At 68.2% G+C, this 20,031-nt stretch carries 16 protein-coding genes; all 16 read left to right on the forward strand.

The genetic code is table 11. The annotated features are described in order from the left end of the window. The coding region (locus AB0I18_RS34710) for a condensation domain-containing protein (RefSeq protein ID WP_363109655.1) at nucleotides 1–943 on the forward strand (943 nt) is incomplete at its 5' end. A 190-nt stretch (nucleotides 944–1,133) separates the two neighbouring features. Continuing rightward, nucleotides 1,134–2,033 (forward strand): hypothetical protein, encoded by a 900-nt coding sequence (locus AB0I18_RS34715; protein WP_363109656.1) that lies wholly within the window; start codon nucleotides 1,134–1,136, stop codon nucleotides 2,031–2,033. Next, the gene (locus AB0I18_RS34720; protein WP_363109657.1) at nucleotides 2,026–3,354 is read left to right on the forward strand and encodes an ATP-grasp domain-containing protein; all 1,329 of its coding nucleotides are present in this window, start codon (nucleotides 2,026–2,028) and stop codon (nucleotides 3,352–3,354) included. Before AB0I18_RS34715 ends, AB0I18_RS34720 begins: the two co-directional genes overlap by 8 nt. 79 nt (nucleotides 3,355–3,433) lie before the next feature. Continuing rightward, on the forward strand, nucleotides 3,434–4,654 hold the full coding sequence (locus AB0I18_RS34725; protein ID WP_363109658.1) for a peptidogalycan biosysnthesis protein: 1,221 nt from the start codon (nucleotides 3,434–3,436) through the stop codon (nucleotides 4,652–4,654). A gap of 28 nt (nucleotides 4,655–4,682) precedes the next feature. Further along, nucleotides 4,683–6,419: a carbamoyltransferase N-terminal domain-containing protein gene (locus AB0I18_RS34730; protein WP_363109659.1), complete on the forward strand. Its 1,737-nt coding sequence runs from the start codon at nucleotides 4,683–4,685 to the stop codon at nucleotides 6,417–6,419. A gap of 35 nt (nucleotides 6,420–6,454) precedes the next feature. After that, the gene (locus tag AB0I18_RS34735; RefSeq protein ID WP_363109660.1) at nucleotides 6,455–7,396 is read left to right on the forward strand and encodes a diiron oxygenase; all 942 of its coding nucleotides are present in this window, start codon (nucleotides 6,455–6,457) and stop codon (nucleotides 7,394–7,396) included. 34 nt (nucleotides 7,397–7,430) lie between these two features. Next, nucleotides 7,431–8,699, forward strand: coding sequence for an ATP-grasp domain-containing protein (locus AB0I18_RS34740; RefSeq protein WP_363109661.1), 1,269 nt, complete (start codon nucleotides 7,431–7,433; stop codon nucleotides 8,697–8,699). Between the two features lie 73 nt (nucleotides 8,700–8,772). Next, on the forward strand, nucleotides 8,773–9,831 hold the full coding sequence (locus AB0I18_RS34745; protein ID WP_363109662.1) for an SGNH/GDSL hydrolase family protein: 1,059 nt from the start codon (nucleotides 8,773–8,775) through the stop codon (nucleotides 9,829–9,831). A gap of 126 nt (nucleotides 9,832–9,957) precedes the next feature. Further along, nucleotides 9,958–12,069 (forward strand): iron-containing redox enzyme family protein, encoded by a 2,112-nt coding sequence (locus AB0I18_RS34750; protein ID WP_363109663.1) that lies wholly within the window; start codon nucleotides 9,958–9,960, stop codon nucleotides 12,067–12,069. 55 nt (nucleotides 12,070–12,124) lie between these two features. Continuing rightward, nucleotides 12,125–13,960 carry a carbamoyltransferase gene (locus AB0I18_RS34755; protein ID WP_363109693.1) on the forward strand — a complete coding sequence of 612 codons (1,836 nt, stop codon included), beginning with the start codon at nucleotides 12,125–12,127 and terminating at the stop codon, nucleotides 13,958–13,960. Between the two features lie 35 nt (nucleotides 13,961–13,995). Further along, nucleotides 13,996–14,142, forward strand: coding sequence for a hypothetical protein (locus AB0I18_RS34760; RefSeq protein WP_363109664.1), 147 nt, complete (start codon nucleotides 13,996–13,998; stop codon nucleotides 14,140–14,142). A 75-nt stretch (nucleotides 14,143–14,217) separates the two neighbouring features. Then, nucleotides 14,218–15,549, forward strand: a complete 1,332-nt coding sequence (locus AB0I18_RS34765; RefSeq protein ID WP_363109665.1) for an aspartate aminotransferase family protein — start codon at nucleotides 14,218–14,220, stop codon at nucleotides 15,547–15,549. 52 nt (nucleotides 15,550–15,601) lie between these two features. After that, nucleotides 15,602–16,621 carry a dihydrodipicolinate synthase family protein gene (locus tag AB0I18_RS34770; RefSeq protein ID WP_363109666.1) on the forward strand — a complete coding sequence of 340 codons (1,020 nt, stop codon included), beginning with the start codon at nucleotides 15,602–15,604 and terminating at the stop codon, nucleotides 16,619–16,621. Between the two features lie 53 nt (nucleotides 16,622–16,674). Then, nucleotides 16,675–17,910: an ATP-grasp domain-containing protein gene (locus AB0I18_RS34775; protein WP_363109667.1), complete on the forward strand. Its 1,236-nt coding sequence runs from the start codon at nucleotides 16,675–16,677 to the stop codon at nucleotides 17,908–17,910. Nucleotides 17,911–17,939: 29 nt separating this feature from the next. Next, the gene (locus tag AB0I18_RS34780; RefSeq protein ID WP_363109668.1) at nucleotides 17,940–19,187 is read left to right on the forward strand and encodes an MFS transporter; all 1,248 of its coding nucleotides are present in this window, start codon (nucleotides 17,940–17,942) and stop codon (nucleotides 19,185–19,187) included. A gap of 162 nt (nucleotides 19,188–19,349) precedes the next feature. After that, entirely contained in the window at nucleotides 19,350–20,021 is a 672-nt protein-coding gene (locus tag AB0I18_RS34785; RefSeq protein ID WP_363109669.1) for a response regulator transcription factor, read from the forward strand. Nucleotides 20,022–20,031: the final 10 nt, after the last annotated feature.

Here is a 20,031-nt window from a genome sequence, read left to right on the forward strand (position 1 = left end):
CCACTGGGTGCTGGTGACCGTGTTCCACCATGCGGTCTGCGACGGCTGGTCCATGGGCATCATCTGGCACGACCTGCAGGAGCTCTACCGTGCGAGGCGCGACGGCGGCGGCACCCAACTGGCCCCGCCCACCGCACAGTTCACGGACTGCGCACGCGCGGAACACGAACTGAGCGACGGGCGCAGAGCGGAACTGGAGCGATTCTGGCGCACCGAACTCGACGGCGCGCCCCTGCGTCTGGACCTGCCGTACGACCGGCCGCACCCCGGCACGCTGTCCGGCCGGGGCGCCCTGCACACCTGGGTCGTCGACGGCGACACGCCCGCCCGGATCGCGGACACCGCCACTCGTCTGGGGACGACTCCGTACACGGTCCTGGCCGCCGCGTTCGCCGCCTGGGCGGCCGCACTGTGCGGCCGGCCCACAGACGTGGTGCTGGCCGCGTCCAGTGCGAACCGGCTGCGCCGCGAGCGGTCGGACGTGGTCGGGATGCTGGGCGACGCCGTCCTGCTGCGCGCCCGGCTCGGCGAGGCGGAGACCTTCGCCGATCTCGTGACGCAGCTGAGCTCGACCCTCTTCAGCGCGCTCGACCACCAGGAACTACCCCTGACCGAGGTGGCCGAGCTCGTCTCACCCGGGAGCACCGACGGACTGTTCCCCACCGTGCTGTTCACCGTGGTCACCACACCGCCGCCTGCCCTGGACCTGGGCGCGGTGTCGGCCACGGTGCGAGGTCTCGACACGGTCGCATCGGCCCGCAACGAGCTCTACGCCGTCCTTTCCCCTGACGAAGAATTCATCTCCGTCACCTTCGAGTACTCCACAGAACTGTTCGACAGTACGACCATCGAGACATGGGGCAGGACTTTCACCCGATTCCTGGAGGAAATCACGAAGGACCCCGAGTATCTCCTGCAGAGCCTGTTTCACCTCATGGAATGAAAACGGTGGGTAAAAAGTCAAACACTAAACGTGATGCAGCACACGAGCTTATGACGTTGACTCGGACTGATGCCCAATGTGATTATTCAGATACCTTCTGCACACTCCAGCGAGGAATCTCATGTCGTTATCTCCGCGTGCATTGATCGTGTCCCCGCAGAAGACCGGAACCCATCTGATGCAAGAGCTCATGCTGGAGCTCGACTTCAGGATCGTCGGGGCAACACGGCCTTCACCGAGGACCATACCGACATTCAGTGCGGAGCAGCGGAAGCACATAGCCTCTCTTGTGCATTCTCCCGAGACCTACGAATCGATCGTCGCCCTGGAGGGCTCGGACGAGTTCACTCGGCGCACGGATGAGGCCTGGGCCGCCCTCTCCTGGAGCTGGTACCGCCGATTCGGACAGCCTGTGGTGAATCGGTACGGGCAGGACCGTTACGACTTGGTGGACATAACGGCGACCAATCCGCGGCTGGGCAGCACCAGATTCTCCGACACTCCGGCCGGTCTGTGCTGGATCTGGCACGATCTCAATATCACGACAGTGGACGGGAGTTTCGTCGGGGAATGGTGCGAAACCGGCGAACCTCCCATAATTCTCAACTTCCGAGATCCCCGGGACGCACTGGTCTCGCTCATCAACTTCGTCGAGGGCAAGACGCCCAAGGGCTTCGGAAACTTCTACGAGCGACGTGTCTTCAACTCGATCCTGTTGACGAAGCCCACGATGGCCGAGAAAATCGACTACGCCCTGCGTGATCCCTATTTCCTCGCCCGGACCGAATTCGAGAAGTCGATCTGGCTGTTGCACCACCCTGCCGTGTGCAAGGTCAGGTACGAAGACCTCGTGGGCCCACAGGGCGGTGGCTCCAAGAAGCAGCAGATCAGTGCCGTCGAGGACGTCCTGAGGCACGTCGGTGCCGAGGACCGGGACGCGGAGGCCATCGCGGACCGCATCTACAACCCCGATGCGTGGAGCTTCCACAAAGGGAAGACCGGTTCCTGGCGAGAGGTCTTCACCCGAGAGAACATCGCTCTGTTCAACGATCTCTATGGTGACGTCTTGGAGCAGTACGGATATGAATGAGCTCGAAGGACTGCCGGCCGGACCCGATGCGTTCATCCTGCTCGGCGGGTTCGGTGTCGTATGCCGAAACCCGCTGTATCTGGCGGAGTTGAAGGCTCGCAACCTCAGGATACTTCTGATCACGCCCGGAAAGTGGCGGGACGAGGCACTGGCCTGCATCCGGGACAAGGACCACCCCGCGTCCGCCATCGACGACATCGCCTTTGTCGACGGCTCCATGCAGGACGAAGGCTCGTTCACAGCCGGTGTGATCGCTCGCGCACAGCAATGGCGAACACGCTATTCCGTCGTGGGCGTTTATGCCGTGGGGGAGATTCTGGTCGAGCAGACCGGAATCCTGGCCGATGCGCTGGGCCTTGCATCCCCTGGAGTGCGGGCCACGAAGGTGTGCCGTAGCAAGTATCTGCAGCGCTGGTACCTCGACGAGTGGAGCCCGCACTCGACCGTCGTCCCCGCCGCCGAAAGGCAGTCGGTCGATCCGGCGGCCATCCCGCTCCCCGCGGTCGTCAAGCCGGCCGGCCGGCATTCGAGCTCGGGCGTGGTGACCGTGACATCGGCCGGCGAGCTCGGAGAACTGCTCGACTCCTATCCCGCGACGGAGAACCTCCTGATAGAGGAGAAGGTCGTCGGCCAGGAGTTCTCTGTCGAAACCCTCGTTCAGCGTGGGCGCGCAGTCTTCAGCTCGGTCACGAAGAAGGAGACGACCGAGTCCAGCAGCCGGACCTTCGTCGAGCTTTCACACAGCGTGCCTTCGGCGCTGAGCGACGAGGAGAAGCTGCTTCTCACGGCCAACGACAAGATGCTGGAGCAGCTCGAATTCTCCGACGGCATCGCACACGCCGAATGGCGGGTCACCTCCGACAGGCGCCCCCGCCTTATGGAGGTAGCCGCACGCACACCGGGTGATGGGCTTCTCGTCCTGTACCAGTTGGCGACAGGCGTGCCACTCGAACCCGAGATCATCAAGGTCGCCCTACAGGAACCGGCCAGTTATCCGAAGCCCCACAGGTTCACCCGCCAGGTGTACCTGGAGCATACGGCGGGTGTTCTTGAGGACGTCGAATTCGATTGGCCCGGTGTCGGTCTCCAGTGGCTGGGTGAGAGCGGACTGTGGCCGCATATCGCACCAGGGGCGCCGGATGACCCCGCCACCGTGCGGGCGGTCTTTGTCCTCAAGGATCGCGGGAGCACCCTCGGCCCGCTGCGCGATTCCGATGACAGGGCCGTGACCTTCTTCATCGACGCCCCGAGTCCCGAAGAACTGGATGAACTGGAGCAAGCGGTACGGCAGGCCCTGCACATTCACATTTCTCCGGCCTGAACATGCGGCTGCCCACCTGCCCCCGCCGGGGGACATGCTCTTGCCTCGCTGTTCCCGAATCGCCGGAAGCGACGCCTTTATGACCGTTCAACTCCACTCCGGTCTGGCACATGTCGCGCCGGGGGACTGGCAGGCACTCAACAGCGCCGGGCGCGTGGACCGAAGCCACGCGTATCTGGGTTTCCGGGAGCACGTGGAGCCCGGTGACGCCGTAGTCGCCACGCTGGACGACGAACGAGGTCTGCTCGCCGCGGTGCACGGCGCGATGAGTCGCTCCGACAGCGCGTTGTTCAGCCATCCATGGAAGATGCTGACCAGCGAGCAGTTCCTGAGGGCCGACGATGATTCCCTGGAGCGGGTTCGCGCTGAACATTCCGCCCTGGTCGATGCGATCGCGGGACCGGGTGATGCCTCGGAGCAGGCAAGCCGGCTGGCGGCCGTCCTCGGAGAAGCTCTCGTGATCCGAGGGTTCGACAACAGCGAGGTCATCTTCCGTCAGGACCTGAGCGGACAGCAGCGCTCGGAGTCCGCCCTCCGGCTGGTGGAGTACTTGCAGGACAGGGTGCGAGAGGGACTCGCCGGCGCCCTGGTCTTCCCCTTCGTGTCCGCCGGGAACTCCGAACTGACGGACGTTCTGGTCCGGCTTGGATTCCAGCGGGCGACACTGACAGCGGTGACGTTCTTCGATGTGTCGGGATTCCGGTCCTATGACGCGTTTCTGGCCGCCCTGCCCGCGAGATACCGGAGAAGGTACCGGATCGAGGAACAGGCCATGGACCGGTCACACCTGCACATGGCGACCACACCACTCCGGGACTCGTTTTCCCGGATCGTGGAGCTCGAAGCTCTCAACGCCGAAAAGTACGGTGGGAAACCGGATCGCGGGAGACTGGGGCGCACCCGACGCGAGATGGCCGAGCGGCTTGATACGGCCATCAGGATTCCGGTTGCCGTGAGCGATGACGCGGAAATAGTGGCCTGCGGAATTCATCTTGTCGACGAAAACAGCTACTGCAACCTTGTGTACGGCTGCGACTACGCGGTCGAGGAGCGGGCAACCGCATACCAGTGGATCAACTTCTATGACCCTCTGCGCTATGCGACGAGCCGCGGTATCAAGCGCGTGCGTCTCGGTTTTGAAGCCTTCTCCGCGAAGCTCCAAAGAGGTGCTCGACTGGATCCGCGGGAAACCTGGCTGTGGGTACCGGATCCCGGGCGACAGGTGGCACTGGAAGGACTTGTGAAGTTCCTGGACGAACGTGGTTCCGGCTACTTCGAGCAGTTTACCGTCAAGCGCTGAGGAACCGTCGGGACGGAAAGGAATCGCTGTGATCATTTGTGGTCTCAAACTCACTCACGATGGTGCCGTCGCGCTGCTGGACGGCGACAGACTCGTCTTCAGCGTGGAGATGGAGAAGATCGAGAACGGGCATCGGTACAGCGAAGTCGCCGACTTCTCCATCGTGCGGGGACTACTCGCCGACTTCGGTTACACCGTCGAGGACGTGGACCACTGGGTGGTGGACGGCTGGGACGGCAGGGAGTCGGGGCACACGTCCCTCAGCAACGACGGCAGGCCCGTATCACTGACTCTCGCGCCGTACCGGGAGAACGACTCCGTCCGCGATCTCCTCCAGGTCGGCAGGACCGGGACGTTCGCCATCGGGTCCGAGCAGCTCACCTACAGCAGCTACCTGCACGTGGCCGGCCACCTGGCCAGCGCCTACTGCTCAAGCCCCTTCGCGCCCGGGCGCGAACCCTCCTTCGTCCTGGTCTGGGACGGCGGCATGTTCCCGCGGCTGTATTTCGTCGACCCGGAGCACGGTGTCGAGAACGGCGGCGAGCTCTTCCCTCTCATCGGCCACTCCTATGCCACCGCCGCACACCACTTCGGGCCGTTCCGCCGTGCCGACGAGTCGAGGACCGTCGACGACCTGTCGGTCGCCGGCAAGCTCATGGCCTACATCGCCCTGGGCAAGATTCGTGCCGAGGTCATCCAGGTCCTCCGCGAGGAGTTCCACCAGCACTTCGAGGCGCCCTCGGAAGAAGTCGCCGAATACCGGGCCAAGATCGGCGGCTGGGGCAGTAACTCGGAGCCGTCGCTCGGCTACGTACACGACTTCTATCGTTCGGTCAGACTCCGAGTGGAGGATTCCGGCTTCTCCGATGAAGACGTTCTGGCCTCTGTGCACCAGTTCCTGGAAGAACTGCTGGTCGAACGGGTCACGGCCAAGGCGCGTGAATGGAAGGGCGACGGGCCGTGGAACCTCTGTTTTGTCGGCGGCTGTGCGCTGAACATCAAGTGGAACAGCGCATTACGAGCACACCCGCTGTTCCGCTCCGTCTGGGTCCCGCCGTTCCCCAATGACTCGGGGTCCGCGATCGGTACGGCCGCGGCACATCTCATGGCGACCGAAGGCGTCAGGCCGATCGAATGGCATCCCCGAAGCGGGCCTGCCGTCAAGCCGTCCGACCCGCTGGACGGCTGGACCGCCACCCCGTGCCCGCCACGAGAGCTCGCGCGGGTACTCCACGAGTCCGGTGAGCCGGTCGTCGTGATCAACGGTCGGGCCGAGCTCGGTCCACGCGCCCTGGGAGGCCGCAGCATCCTGGCGCCGGCCACCCACGCGAAGATGAAGAAGCTTCTCAACCTGGTCAAGGGGCGGGAGGACTACCGGCCGATTGCCCCCATCTGCCTCACGGAACACGCCCCGAAGATCTTCGACCCGGGAACGCCCGATCCGCACATGCTGTTCGACCACGACGTGCGCGCCGACTGGGTCGACCGGATACCCGCCGTCATGCACCTGGACGGCACCGCACGCCTGCAGACCGTCAGCCACGAGGACGACGCGACGCTGGCGGAGGTACTGGGTGAATACCACCGGCTCAGTGGAATTCCCGTCCTCTGCAACACCAGCGCGAACCTCAACGGCAGCGGCTTCTTCCCGGACGTCGCCTCCGCGATGCGATGGGGTCGGCTCGATCGCGTGTGGAGCGAGGGAACCCTCTACGTTCGCGAAAGCGGGGGCGGTGTGTCCCTCGTCTCTGTGGTAGCCGACTGAAAAGCCGCGTACTCTAACCCCCGGAGATTTGCGAGATGTCCATTCCCATGTCCGACCTCAAAGCCTTCGACACCTGGTACGAAAAGTCCGGTGTGCGGGTCACGCTACGCCGGATGCTGTCCGAGGACGACGAGGATATTCTCAAGGATTTCTTCCCGCGGCATTTGGTCCCCCATCTGAACCATCCTCTTGTCCGGGAACAGGAGGAGCCGCTTCAGCGTTATCTGTCGGCCCAGCACCTGTATCAGTGGCTCAACTTCACCTCTCATTTCGAAGTGGCCGTGGTCTGTCGCGCGACTCAGCAGATCGCGGAGGACAACTGCGGCCTGGAGATCTCGAACCGTGCCAGGATGGACGCTTTCAAAATTCTCATCGACGAGGGCTATCACTCGCTCTACAGCCTGGATGTGGCGGATCAGATAGAGAAACGATCCGGAATCAAGGCGCTCGCATACGACTTCCAGCACTTCCTCGGCAACCTCGATGCCATCGGGGACGACTATCCCCAGCACAAGCGGCTGGTCCAGCTCCTCCAGGTCGTCGTGTTCGAGACGCTGATCACCTCCATCCTGGCCGATATCCCGGCGGACAAGAACGTCATCTCGGTCATTCGGGAGACCGTCCGCGACCACGCCATCGACGAGGGGCGGCATCACGCGTATTTCTCGGCCTTCTTCACACAGCTGTGGGGGCAACTCGACCGCACGGAACGCCAGTTGGTTGCCAAGCTCCTGCCGGATGTCATCGTGAGGTCGCTCCAGCCGGCGACGAAGCCCGCCGAGGCGGCCCTGAACCAGGCGGGCCTGAAGCCGGAGATCCGGCGGTCCGTCATCGCCGAGTCCTACAGCAGGGACGCGGTCCTCGGGAGCATCCGATTCGCCTCCGCCAAGACCGTCGCCCTGTTCGAGCAGACCGGGGTCCTGGAGATGCCGGGTGCCCGTGACGGGTTCTTCAGTGCAGGCCTGCTCGTCGAGTAGGAACCGAACCGACCAGGACGGAGAGTTCCGCAGGATGCCCGATCCAGGTACCAGCCACACGTCCCCCACACTGCTTCTCGTCGGGGGCGCGCGCGGGGCGTCACTCGGCGTCGACATGGTGGTACGGGCCCTGGCGCAGGCCCGCGCGCGAGGACTGCGCACACACGTCACCAGCCGGGCCGATGCGCTGGCCGCGGCCCCCGAGGCGGTCGAGGCGGCGGATGCCGTCTCCGTGGTGGACCATGGCGCACCGGGCGAGACGGCAGCGTGGGCGGTGCGCGAGACAGCACAGGGCGCGCGCTTCGACGTGGTCCTCGCGCTTCAGGAGATGGCTCAGGTGGCGGCCGCGGAGACCGCCGAAGCACTCGGCCTGTTCGGCAACCCGGCCGCGGCCGTTCGCCGCATACGAACGAAGGACGCCTGCCGTCGGGCGCTCGCGGAGGCCGGATTCGCCCAGCCGAAGGTGCGGTTGTGCGAGGACGCCGCGGCGGCCCGGGAGTTCCTCGCCCGGTCGCGGGGCCCGTGGATCGTCAAGCCCCGTGACGCGATGGGCAGCCTCGGGGTGAGCCTGGTGACCGGCCCGGCGAAGCTGCCGGCGGCCATGGAGCTGCTGCCGGACAACAGGCCGTTCCTCGTCGAGGAGTTCGTGGACGGGCCCGAGTTCAGCGTGGAGGGGATGTTCCTGGGCGGCGCTCCCAAGGTCCTCGCGATCACGGCCAAGGAGAAGGTTCCGCCGCCCTACTTCGTCGAGGTGGGCCATGTGCTGCCCGCCGGGCTTCCGGAGCGGGTGCGTGCGGAGGTCGAACGCCAGGTCCGCGGGGCGCTGCGCGCGCTGGACCTGCGGGCCGGGGCGTTCCACGTGGAGTGCTGGCTGACGGCGGACGGCGTGGTGATCGGGGAGGTGCACGGGCGGTGTGGCGGGGACTGGATCCACCGCATGCTCGAGTACGTGGTTCCCGGCCTCGATCTGTTCGGCGTGCTCTGCGACGACCTGCTGCGGCGTGGCAGAGGTGCGGGTGCCCCCGCCACGCTGGAGCCGGTGCGGGCCGCCGCGGTGCGCTACCTCGTGCCGCCCCCGGGCCGGGTGGTGTCCATCGACGGATGGGAGCGGGTGCGGGCGCAGCCGGACGTCCTGCACGCGGAGCTGACCGTCGCGGAAGGGGATGTCATCCGCCCCGTACAGCGCTCCGGTGACCGCGCCGGCTTTGTGCTCGTGGGGGCCCCGAACGCCTCCCGGGCACGGGAGCGGGCACGGGAACTGGCCGACGCGGTGCGTTTCACGACGCTCCCGGAGCCTCCGTGACCGCGTTGCCGCTCGCTCGATCCGTCACCGGATGTGCATCCGTCCGACCGACTCCGACCGACAAGGAGAACGTATGCCGGGCACCGAAAAGCGAGGCAGAGCCACCTCGGATCCAGCGGGGTCGGCGAGGTCCACGCTCACTCCGCACATGCTGAAGTACGCGGAGAAGTTCGACGATCGCGGCGATATCCGCTGGCTGCCGTACTTGATGTACTTCCATCCCGCGGGCCATGTCTCCGATGTGGTCTGTACGGACAGTCTGGGGTTTCGGGTCTCCCACGGTTCCGATACGCGGGCGTCGGTGGGCGGTCCCAGGCCGAAGGGTCCGGTCAGGCTCCTGGTGGGCAGTTCCACGGTTTTCGGCATCGGGGCGACGAACGACCGGGCCACGTTGTCGTCCCGGCTGTGGACGAAGCACGCGCCGGCGCTGCCCTGGCTCAATTTCGGTGGCCGGAGCTACAACTCCACCCAGGAGATCCTGCTTTTCACCCTGTACCGCCATCTGCTGCCGGAGATCGACGAGATCGTCATCTTCTCCGGATTCAACGATCTCGGTCTCGCGCGACTGCCGGCCGACCAGAGCGGCGACCACGGTGCCTTCTTCAACTGCGGTGACTTCTTCTCCCGGATGGCGAACTCCGGCGGCGAAGGCCGCCGACAGGGGCTCGGCCTGCGCCGACGCAGAGACACGGCACCGGCTGCGGACCGCGTGACACCGGACCTGGACGAGCAGATCGCCACGGCCTCCGGCCTCACCCTGCGCCACCTCGACACCTGGCGGTTGTTCGCCGAGGCGGCCGGCGCGCGCCTCACGTACGTTCTGCAGCCGCTGGCCACCTGGGTCCGTGAACGGCCGGCACCCCAGGAGGCCGCGCTGTTCCGGGAATTGGACAGCATCTCCGACTTCGGTGCGGTGTACGGCGACATCGCGGCGATGGGATCCGGCCGTCTCTACGCCGAGGCCCTGCGCCGGGGATGTGCCGGGCTCGGGGTGCGTTTCCTCGACATCAGTCCTACCCTCGCCGAGTCGGCCGCGGCGGACGACTGGCTCTTCGTGGACCGTATCCACTTCACGGACGAAGGGCACGACCTCGTGGCCGGCATTCTGACCGACCAGCTCGACCTTTCCTGAACTCACCGGACCGGAAGGCGGCGTAGTCATGAAGCTCTTGAAGCGGATTCTCGGCAGGATAGTGCGGCGCAAACGGAAGAAGAACGATGACGCTTCCATCTACCCCATGTTCTAGGCGGGGTTCCGATGGAGTCATCAGCCCGCATGCTCTACGTCCGGGCGAGCGACCCGGAGGCCATGCTCGCGGGGACGGGCGTGGAGGCGGCGATACGGTCCTGCCTCGGCCAGGGTGAGCACGCGCCCACGGACCTCGACTCGCTGGGCGGACAGGCCGCGAACTGGGCGGCCGAACAAGGGGAACGCTGCCGGACCCTGTTCGCCGAGGCGGCCCCCGACATCCGGCGCGAGGTGCTGGTGCGGCGGACCGCGCTCGGCTGTGCGCCGCTGGCGCTGGTCTCCGGGGCGTGGCTGCAGTGGCTGAGCGGTCCCGGTAACGCCGAGGACGCCGCGGTGCTGCGTGCCCTGGCCCTGTACGCCTCCGACGTCGGGGTCGGCCACCCGGGCGCCTCGCGTGGCAGTGCCTTCGGCGCGCTGCTGAACGGCCTGCGCCTGTCGCGGTACGCGCTGCCGCCCGCGCGGCTGAGCGGCGACCGGCGCGTGGCCGACTTCGCCTTCCACTTACCGGGGCTGCTCCTCGCGATGAGCCGTCGGCCGGAGGACTTCACCCCGGAGATCATCGGCGCCGACCTCTGTCTGCGTACGGTCGGCCTGCTGCCGGCGCTCACGGCGCTGCGCGAGACGCTGCCGGCCGGCGCGGACTGGGCAGCCCTGGACCCCGGTGCCGCCCGGCAGCCGGGAGAGCCCTCCGGGGCCGAGATGAGCCGGGCCGCGGTGGACGAGCTGATCTCCGCCGCCGATGTCGAGGACCGGGTGGCGCAGGGCTTCTCCTGGGCCCTGAACGAGCTGCGGCACTGGCACGGCCTGCTGTTCACCGAGCTTGCCGGCGCGCTCGATCCCGTCGACGAGATGGTCGAGCTGATCCGGCAGCGCGCCCGTGAAGGCGCCGTCTACCACCATGCGTACCTCCTTGAGGGCCGCCCCCTGTCCGCGTGGCTGAAGGAGTCCCGCAGCGACCCACTGCCGCTGCTCCAGGCGTTGGCCGTGAGCAAGCTGGTCAGGCCCGGCCGGGCGGACCGCAGCCCCTTGACCCAGGGACTGGTCGGGGAGAACGGCCCGATGTTCCGCATCTTCGCCGAGGCCGACCTGGCGGTGATCCGGCGCTGGATCGACGCGCTCCCCGACACCGGCGACCGGCTGACGCGGGCCGCTCGCCCCACGCCCGAACGGAACCCGTCGCAGGAGGTACCCGCGCTGATCCTGCGCGCACCCGCGGAGGAGGGGCGTACGCCGCCGGATCTGCGGTCGGCGTACCACCTGCTGCAGGGACGCCGCGACACCCCGGCGCTGCGCGCGTACGCCGAGCGCTATGTGCACGGCTGGCTGGCGCGCGCCCGGCACGGCATCGCCCGCGGCGGACCGGCACTGCCCGAACAGTGGACACCGGACGGGCTGCGACCCTGGCTCGCGGAGCAGCACGACCGGCACAGCGAGGAGTTCGAGAGCAGCGCCGACGTCCCGCTGCCCTCCCGGGAAGCCCTCGTCGACTCCACTGTGCAGCTCGCTCCGCTGACGCTGATCGACGGCAGCTGGCTGCGGGGGTTCACCGACTACGAGCACGCGTCGTCGCAGATCGGCTTCTCCCTCTTCGAGACCTACTGGGACGAACTGGGCAACGGCGAGCAGCGGTTGAACCACCCGCTCATCTACCGCGAGGTGCTCGCGCAGATGGGGGTGCACCTGCCGCCCACCGGCACGGCGGAGTTCGCGCGGTGGGAGGGGTTCGCGGACGCCTCCTTCGAACTGCCCGTGTACTGGCTGTGCGTGGGCCGGCTGCCGCGGACCTTCATGCCGGAAATCCTCGGTCTGAACCTCGCCATGGAGCTGTCCGGCGTCGGCGGCACTTACCGCCGGGCCCGGCTCGCGCTCCAGAAGTACGGCTTCGACACGCGTTTCGTGGACATCCACAACGTCATCGACAACGTCGCCACGGGGCACTCCGCATGGGCGGCCGACGCGGTCGACGCCTTCATGACCACCGTGCCCCCCGCTCAGGGCAACGGGGCCTGCGCGGCGGCCTGGGAGCGGGTGCGCGTGGGGTACCGCTCGCTCAACCCGCCCTCGGGGCCGCGGGCTCGCAGAGCGGCCCGCCGCGGATCGCGCCTCCTGGGCAGCCGATGAACCACCATGCCGTCCCGTGCGCGAACGGATCGCGCACGACGAGGGGGACACGCCTATGTCCGAGCTGATCCTGGGGCTCTCCGCCTACTACCACGACAGCGCGGCCGCGCTGGTGGACGGGGACACCGTCGTCGCGGCCGCACAGGAGGAACGGTTCAGCCGGGTCCGCCATGACGCGTCGTTTCCCGCCGGGGCGGTGGCCTACTGTCTGCGCGAGGCGGGAGCAGGCCTCGGCGATGTCTCGGCGGTCGCCTACCACGAGGACCCGGCACTCAAGTTCAGACGGGTGCTCGCGACGTACGCGGGTGTCGCCCCGTACGCCTACCGGTCTTTCCGCGACACGCTGCCCTCCTGGCTCTCCTGGAAGCTGCGCATGCCCAGGACGCTGCGGCGGGAGCTGGCCGAGCTGCGGCTCGGCCCCGTTCCGGACATCTCCGTACGCCGTCATCACGAGTCGCACGCCGCTTCGGCGTTCTTCCCGAGCCCCTACGACTCGGCCGCGGTGCTGTGCGTCGACGGCGTCGGCGAGTGGGCCACCACGACTCTGTGGCACGGGACGGGAACAACGCTGCGGCCGATCGCCGAAGTGCGCTTTCCGCATTCGCTCGGGCTGCTCTATTCGGCCTTCACCTACTTCTGCGGCTTCAAGGTCGACTCGGGCGAGTACAAGCTGATGGGCCTGGCGCCCTATGGAAGACCCCGGTACGCCCGGACGATCCGCGAGCGGCTGATCGACATCAAGCCGGACGGCTCGTTCCGGCTGAACCTGCGGTACTTCGAGTATCTGCGGGGCCAGGTGATGACGGGGCGGGCCTTCGAGGAGCTCTTCGACGGCCCCCGCCGCACCCCCGAAGGGCCGCTCACCGAGCGGGAGTTCGACCTCGCGGCATCGGTCCAGGAGGTGACCGAGGAGGTCGTCGTCCGGCTCGCCCGCACCGCGAGAGAGGTCACGGGCGAGTCGAGGCTCTGCCTGGCCGGCGGTGTCGCCCTCAACTGTGTGGCGAACGGCAAGGTGATCGAGGCGGGGATCTTCGACGAGATCTGGGTCCAGCCGGCCGCCGGTGACGCGGGTGCCTCGCTCGGCGCGGCCCTGGCCCTGACGGCGGAGCGCGACGGGGTCCGCCCCCGCCCCGGCGCCGCGCGGGACGCGATGGCCGGCGCGCTGCTCGGTCCCTCCTACTCCGACGAGGAGACAGCCGCCCGCCTCGATTCCCTGGGTGCCGTCTACACCCGGCTCGACGAGGCCGAACTGGACCGCCGGGTGGCGGACGAGCTCGCCCGGGGGAAGATCGTGGGCTGGTTCCAGGGCCGCATGGAGTTCGGGCCGAGGGCACTGGGCGCGCGCTCCATCCTCGGGGACGCACGCGATCCGGGCATGCAGTCCGCGATGAACCTCAAGATCAAGTTCCGGGAGTCGTTCCGGCCGTTCGCACCGTCGGTCCTGGCCGAGGACGCCAAGGACTACTTCGACCTGGACCAGCCGAGCCCGTACATGCTGGTGGTCGCCGGCGTCGCGGCGGCGCAGCTGCTCAAGGAGGACGGCGCCGCCGACGCCACCGGCCTGGACCGGCTCGGCGTGCTCCGCTCGACCGTTCCGGCCGTGACCCATGTCGACTCCTCGGCGCGGGTGCAGACCGTGGCCGCGCGGGACAACCCCCGGTACCACCGCCTGCTGACCGCCTTCAAGGAGCGGACCGGCTGCCCCGTCCTGGTGAACACCTCCTTCAACGTGCGGGGCGAACCGATCGTGAACACCCCGCAGGACGCCTACACCTGTTTCATGCGGACCCATGTCGACCTGCTGGCGATCGGCGGCTTCCTGCTGCGCAAGGAGGACCAGCCGGCCTGGGCCGAGGACGGTGACTGGCGTCAGGCCATACCCCTGGACTAGGGCCCCAGGGCCCAGCGAGAGAGAGGGAACACCTTGTGAAGAGAGCCGCGCTGAGCGTGCTTCTCGCCGTCGGCTATGTCCTGGTGACCCTGGCCGGTCTGCTGGTCCGGTCGGTGCACGACCCGCTGCACCGGCGACGGGACGCCAAGGCCTCGACCTACTGGACGTACATCCGTGGCTGAGCCGCGATCAACACCCACCAGGAAGGGCCCCATGAAGTCGGAAGTCCTCCCGCGCACCCACGCCGGAGACCGCTGATGTCCCACGTCATCTACAAAACCATCGACAGCCGGCCCGCCTGGGCGAGTGGCGGTTCCGGGGCCTGGCTCGAAGACCGCGACGGCAGGAGATACCTGGACACCTGCGGGGGCGTCGGAGTGTCCAGCCTCGGTCACCGGCACCCGCGTATCGCCGAGGCGATGGAACGCGCCGCCCGCGACCTGACCTGGGCGCACGCGGGCGCGTTCACCACCGCACCGGCCGAAGAGCTGGCACAGACGCTGGCCGGCCGGTCGGGGGGCCTGTCCCACGCGCAGTTCCTGTCCGGCGGCTCCGAGGCGATGGAGCTCGCCCTCAAGATCGCCTACCAGTACCACGCCGAGCGGGGTGACCGCGGACGGCAGCTGGTGATCTCCCGCAGGCAGAGCTACCACGGCAGCACCCTGGCCATGCTGGCCATCTCGGGGAACGTCCAGCGCCGCTCCGTCTTCGAACCGCTGCTCGGGCGCGCGGAGTTTGTCTCCCCGTGCTACGAGTACCGCGACCGCCTGCCCACGGAGTCCGTCGAGGACTACGTCGACCGGCTGGGCGCGGAACTGGAGGCCAAGATCCTCGAAGTGGGCGCGGAGAACGTCGCCGCGTTCACGGCGGAGACGGTGGTCGGGTCGACCAGCGGCGCCGTTCCGGCGGTTCCCGGCTACTTCCGGAAGGTGCGGGAGATCTGCCGGCGCCACGGCCTCCTGCTCGTCCTCGACGAGGTGATGGCCGGACTCGGCCGTACCGGGCAGCACTTCGCCTACCTCGACGACGCGGTGACGCCGGACATCGTCGCCGTCGGCAAGGGCCTGGCCGCCGGTTACGCGCCGATATCCGCCGTGCTGGTGTCCCCGGAGATCCACGAGGCGCTGGGGGCGGGCTCGGGCGTACTGCAGAACGGCCAGACCAACGTGAACCACTCCTTCGCCTGCGCGGTGGCCCTGGAGGTGCAGCGCACCATTCACGACGAGGGGCTGCTGGACAACGTACGGACTCGTGGCGAGCAACTGCGGCAGTCCCTCGTGAAGCGCTTCTCGGACAGTCCGGCGGTCGGCGATGTGCGGGGGCGCGGCCTCTTCGTCGGCGTCGAGCTCGTGCGGCCGGACGACGGTCGTACGCCGCTCGACGGCGGCGGCCGGCTCGCGGCCGCGATCAAGCGCGAGGGGCTCGCCCGCGGCGTGCTGCTGTATCCGGGCTACGGCACCGTCGACGGAGAGGCGGGCAACCATGTGCTGTTCGCCCCTCCGTTCGTCTCCACGCCCGACGACATCGACGACATGGTGACTCGGCTGGGAGAGGTGCTCGACGTCTGCCTGGCCGAGGCGACCCACTGAAACGGCCGGCCACGCATCCCGCCCCCGGCAGAGCCAGCGAAAGGCACACCGCATGTCCCACGAGATGTCCCACGACCGGTCGGCCGAGCCCGCAGCGGACAGCGCCGTCGAGAAGATCCTCGGCTTCACGGGATCTCTCGTCGCGATCGTCACCCCGTTCAACCAGGACGGCGGCATCGACTACGGGGCACTGTCCGAGCTCATCTCGATGCACGAACGCAACCACACCGCGGGGCTCTTCTTCCTGGGCGTCGCCGGTGAGGGCGCGACGCTGGACGACGACGAGTTCAAGGTCTTCGTACGTACCGTCCTCGGCGTCCCGCACACCGTCCCGTTCCTCATCGGCTGTACCGGCAACTCCACGGCCGGCGCCGTCCGGCGGGTGCGGACGGCGGCCGCGCACGGCGCCGACGGCGTCGTCCTGACCGTCCCCGCGAACATGGGCCCCGACCAGGACCAGGCCGCCCGCTACTTCCTGGACATCGCGGACTCGACCGCCGTGCCCATCGGTACGTTCAACAACCCCGCCCGGCTCCTCACCGACCTGGACACGGCAACGCTCCTGCGGATTCTGGAGCACCCCCGGATCGTGCTGCACAAGGAGGGCTCACCGCGGACCGGGCAGATCGCCGAGCTCCTCGCCCACCGGCCGAAGGTCTGCTTCCTCGCCGACGACAGTCCGGACCAGGACATTCTCGTGCCCGCTCTCGCGCGCGGCGCACAGGGCATCGCCAACGCCGCGGGCAATCTGCTGCCGCGTGAGTTCGCCCGGCTGTCCCGGCCCTGGCGGAACTTCCAGGACCTGGCGGACTTCCGCGAGCTGCACGACCGGCTCTTCCCGCTGATCAAGTTCCTGTACAGCCACCGGAGTCCGACGGCGATCAAGTCGCTGATGAACGCGGTCGGCCTGCCTGGCGGTCATCTCAGGGCGCCCCTCACATCTCTGACGGAGGATCAGGTAAAGACCGGTATGGCCTTGCTCAAGGAGTACGCGCACGCCAGCGCGGAGTCGGCGCAAGAGACCTCGCCGCTGACCGGCCTTCCCCTCCTGGCCCTCCCGGAAAGGAGCTGACGATTTCTCACGTCGTCTTTGTCGACAGCGGCCCGGCCTGCCTCGGAGCACTCGTGAAGGCGAAGAGTCTGGGCCACCGGGTCACGTTCGTGCAGGCCCGTGACGTCTCCCTGCTGCGGGCGACGGCCACGCCCGACGAGCAGATCACCGCCGCCCTGGAGCACGTCGACCGACTCGTCACGGTGGAACGGCTCGAAGCCGACCTGGCGGGTGCTGTGCGCCGGATCGACGCGGACTCTCCCGTCCACGCGGTCCTGACCACCTCCGAGCTGGCCGTGCTGCCCACCGCGCACACGGCCGCCGCCCTCGGTCTCAGAACGACCCCACCGGACCACCTCAGGCAGGCGGTCCACAAAGGGGAGTGCCGTACGAGGCTGCACCGCGCCGGAATCCGGTCCCCACGCCATGCGACCGTGACGACGGTGGAACAGGCCCTCGACGCGGCGAGGGAGCTGGGCTTCCCGCTGGTGGCCAAGCCCAGCCGTGGGGTGGGCAAGGAATCGACGGCGATCGTCGGGTCGGAGAGCGGGCTCAAGGAGTACTTCGCCGGTCTGCGGGCCCAGCGCGCCGCGCGCAGCACGGCCCTGGACGGGTTCATCAGCACGGCGATCGTCCTGGAGAGCTATCTGGAGGGCGTGTTGTACTCCGCCGAGATCGTCGCGGGCGGAGGCGACCCGCGCGTTCTGCTGGTGACCCGGCGTGAACGGGCCGCGCACAACGAGCTCTTCGAGGTGGCGGCCGTCATGCCGGCGGGCCTTTCCCCTGACGAGTCCGCCGCTGTCGAGACGTACATGCGGGGCATCTTCCGGGAGTTGGGCCTGACGGTCGGCGTCTACCACGTCGAGTTCATCATGACCCGCGAAGGACCGGCGCTCGTCGAGATCAACGCCCGGATGATGGGCGGGATGTCGCCGTTCCTCTACCACCATGTGACGGGAACCGACCCGTTCGAGATCCTGATACGTGAGCACCTCGGAGAACCACTGGAACTGCCCGTTCCGCCCTTCCGGCGAGCCGGAATCGTCGTGGCGTTCAGCAGCGTCGAGGGCGGAGTGGCGCCGGTGGACGCCGAGCGGCGCATCGCGGAGGTCGCGGCCGAGTACCGCCCCCTGAGGCACTCGCTCGCGGTCCGCGACGGGCAGCCCATCGCGAAGATGACCGGAAACTTCAGTGTGTTCGGCTACTTCTGCCTGGAGGCCGCCGACGCCGGAGCGGCGCGCGCGCTCGGACGCGAGCTGATCTCCGACATGGGGCAGGCGCTGGGCCTGCGCCTCGCGGAGTACCGGTAACTCCCGGGCCGTCGGCGGAAAGGTCTCTCATGCCCACCCTGCTCCCGGAAGGCGGCCCGCGCCGGCTGCTCGCCCTGTCGATCCTGGTCAACATGTTCGGCTACGGGATCTACCTGACCGCCGGCGTGCTGTACTTCACCCGCTCCGTGCAACTGCCCGCGGCTCAGGTCGGCCTCGGACTCTCCGTGGCCGGTGCCGCGGCTCTGGCCACAGGTGTCCCGATCGGTCATCTGGCGGACCGACGCGGGGCACGGGGTGTCTATGCCTTGACCTTGGCGCTCGGGGCCGTCGCCATGGGCGGGCTCTGCGTGGCGCGGTCGTTCTCGTCGTTCCTCGTGTTCGCCACCCTGGGCAGCGTCGCCCAGCTCGCCGGCCCCGCCGCACGCGGCCCGCTCATCCAGCGCTACGGCGGTGAACGCCCCGCTCAACTCCGGGCCTACCTGCGGTCGGTGGCCAATGTGGGCATCTCGCTGGGCGCCCTGGTGGCGGGATGGGGCGTTCATGTCGACACCCGCACCGCCTATCTGTGGCTCATCGCGGGCAGCGCGCTCTCGTGGGCGGCGTGCGCGGCTCTCGTGCTGTTCCTTCCGGCGGTGCCGCCGCTCGGTCCGGGCAGCGGGCCCAGCTGGACGGCACTGCGGGACAGGCCCTACATCGCCTTGACCGTGCTCGACGGCGTCATGGCGATGCAGTACCGGGTACTCACCACGGCCCTGCCGCTCTGGCTGCTCGCCGAGACCACCGCCCCGCGCTGGTCGGTCTCGCTGGTGATGCTGGTGAACACCGTGCTCGTGGTGGTGTTCCAGGTTCGCGCGAGCCGCAGCATCGACACTCCACGAGCGGGCGGCCGGGCGTTCGGCAGAGCCGGCTTCGCCCTGCTCGTCGCATGCGTCCTGTTCTCCGCGCTCGCCGTACTGCCCGCCTGGTGCGTCCTGCCGCTGCTCGTCGCCGCCGTCGTGGTCCACACCGTCGGTGAGCTCTGGCACGTCGCAGGCGGCTTCGAGGTGTCCTTCGCCCTGGCCCCGCCGCATGCGGTCGGTCAGTACCAGGGGCTGTTCGGCATGGGATCGGCCCTGGGCGTCGCGATCGGCCCCGCCCTCCTCATCACGGCCTGCGTCGAGTGGGGCCCCATGGGGTGGTGGCTCGTGGGGGCCCTGTTCGCCGGGACCGGTGCGCTCATGCCGGCCGCGGTGCGCTGGGCGGAACGCCGACGGCCGCACCGCGACCCCGAGGACACGCCCGTCGCCTCGCCGGCCCGGACCGAGAAGTCCGCCTGAGCGGACGGCACCGCGGCACGAAAGCGGCGAACCCGCCGTCCCGGGCTTTCACGCGAATGTCGATCAAGACGGTGTGGGGAAGGGTTTTCGTCATTCCTCACACCGACCGAGTGTGAGGATGGGTTCGGAATGGTCAATGCGGTACGGGATACGGATATCCGCGTGGTGGTAATAGAGAGCATCCCCCTGATTCTGGACGGCTTACGCTCCGCGCTCGAAAGCGACGGGATCACCGTTGCCGTCGGGACGCGGGATCCGCACACGGGCGTGCGGGCGGTCCGGGAGGAGAAGCCCGACGTGGTCATGGTCGACCTGGACCTGCCGAGTCGCGCGGGAATCGGGCTGCTTGAGCGGCTGCGCCATCAGCACCCGGCGCCTCGGCTGGTCGCCGCGGTGTCCCAGGAGCACGACAACGACAGCCTGCTGTTGAGCACGCTGATGGCAGGGGCCACGGGCTATCTGCTCAAGAACACGGAGACGGCGGACCTGGTGCGCAGCGTGCGAGCCGTGCAGCGGGGATACGTCATGCTGGGCCCGCGGGACGGCAACGAACTCTCCGCTCTTCTGGTGCGCCTGGCGGAATCCCGCGGGACGCTCCCGTTCCCGGCGCTGACGAATCGGGAACGGGAGGTGCTGCGACTGGTCTCGCTCGGTTATGGAAACCGTCGAATAGCCCAGGAGCTGTTCCTGTCGGAGAAGACCGTGCGCAATTACGTCTCGGCCATCCTGCCGAAGATTCACGTCTCCAGCCGGCTGGAGGCGATCGTCTCCGCACGCCTGGCCGGCCTGGAATCGGCCGGCCCCGGCTCGGACACGGGACTCAGGGGTGCGTAGGACGGAGCGG

It is taken from the genome of Streptomyces sp. NPDC050704, assembly GCF_040654355.1.
Lineage (GTDB): Bacteria > Actinomycetota > Actinomycetes > Streptomycetales > Streptomycetaceae > Streptomyces.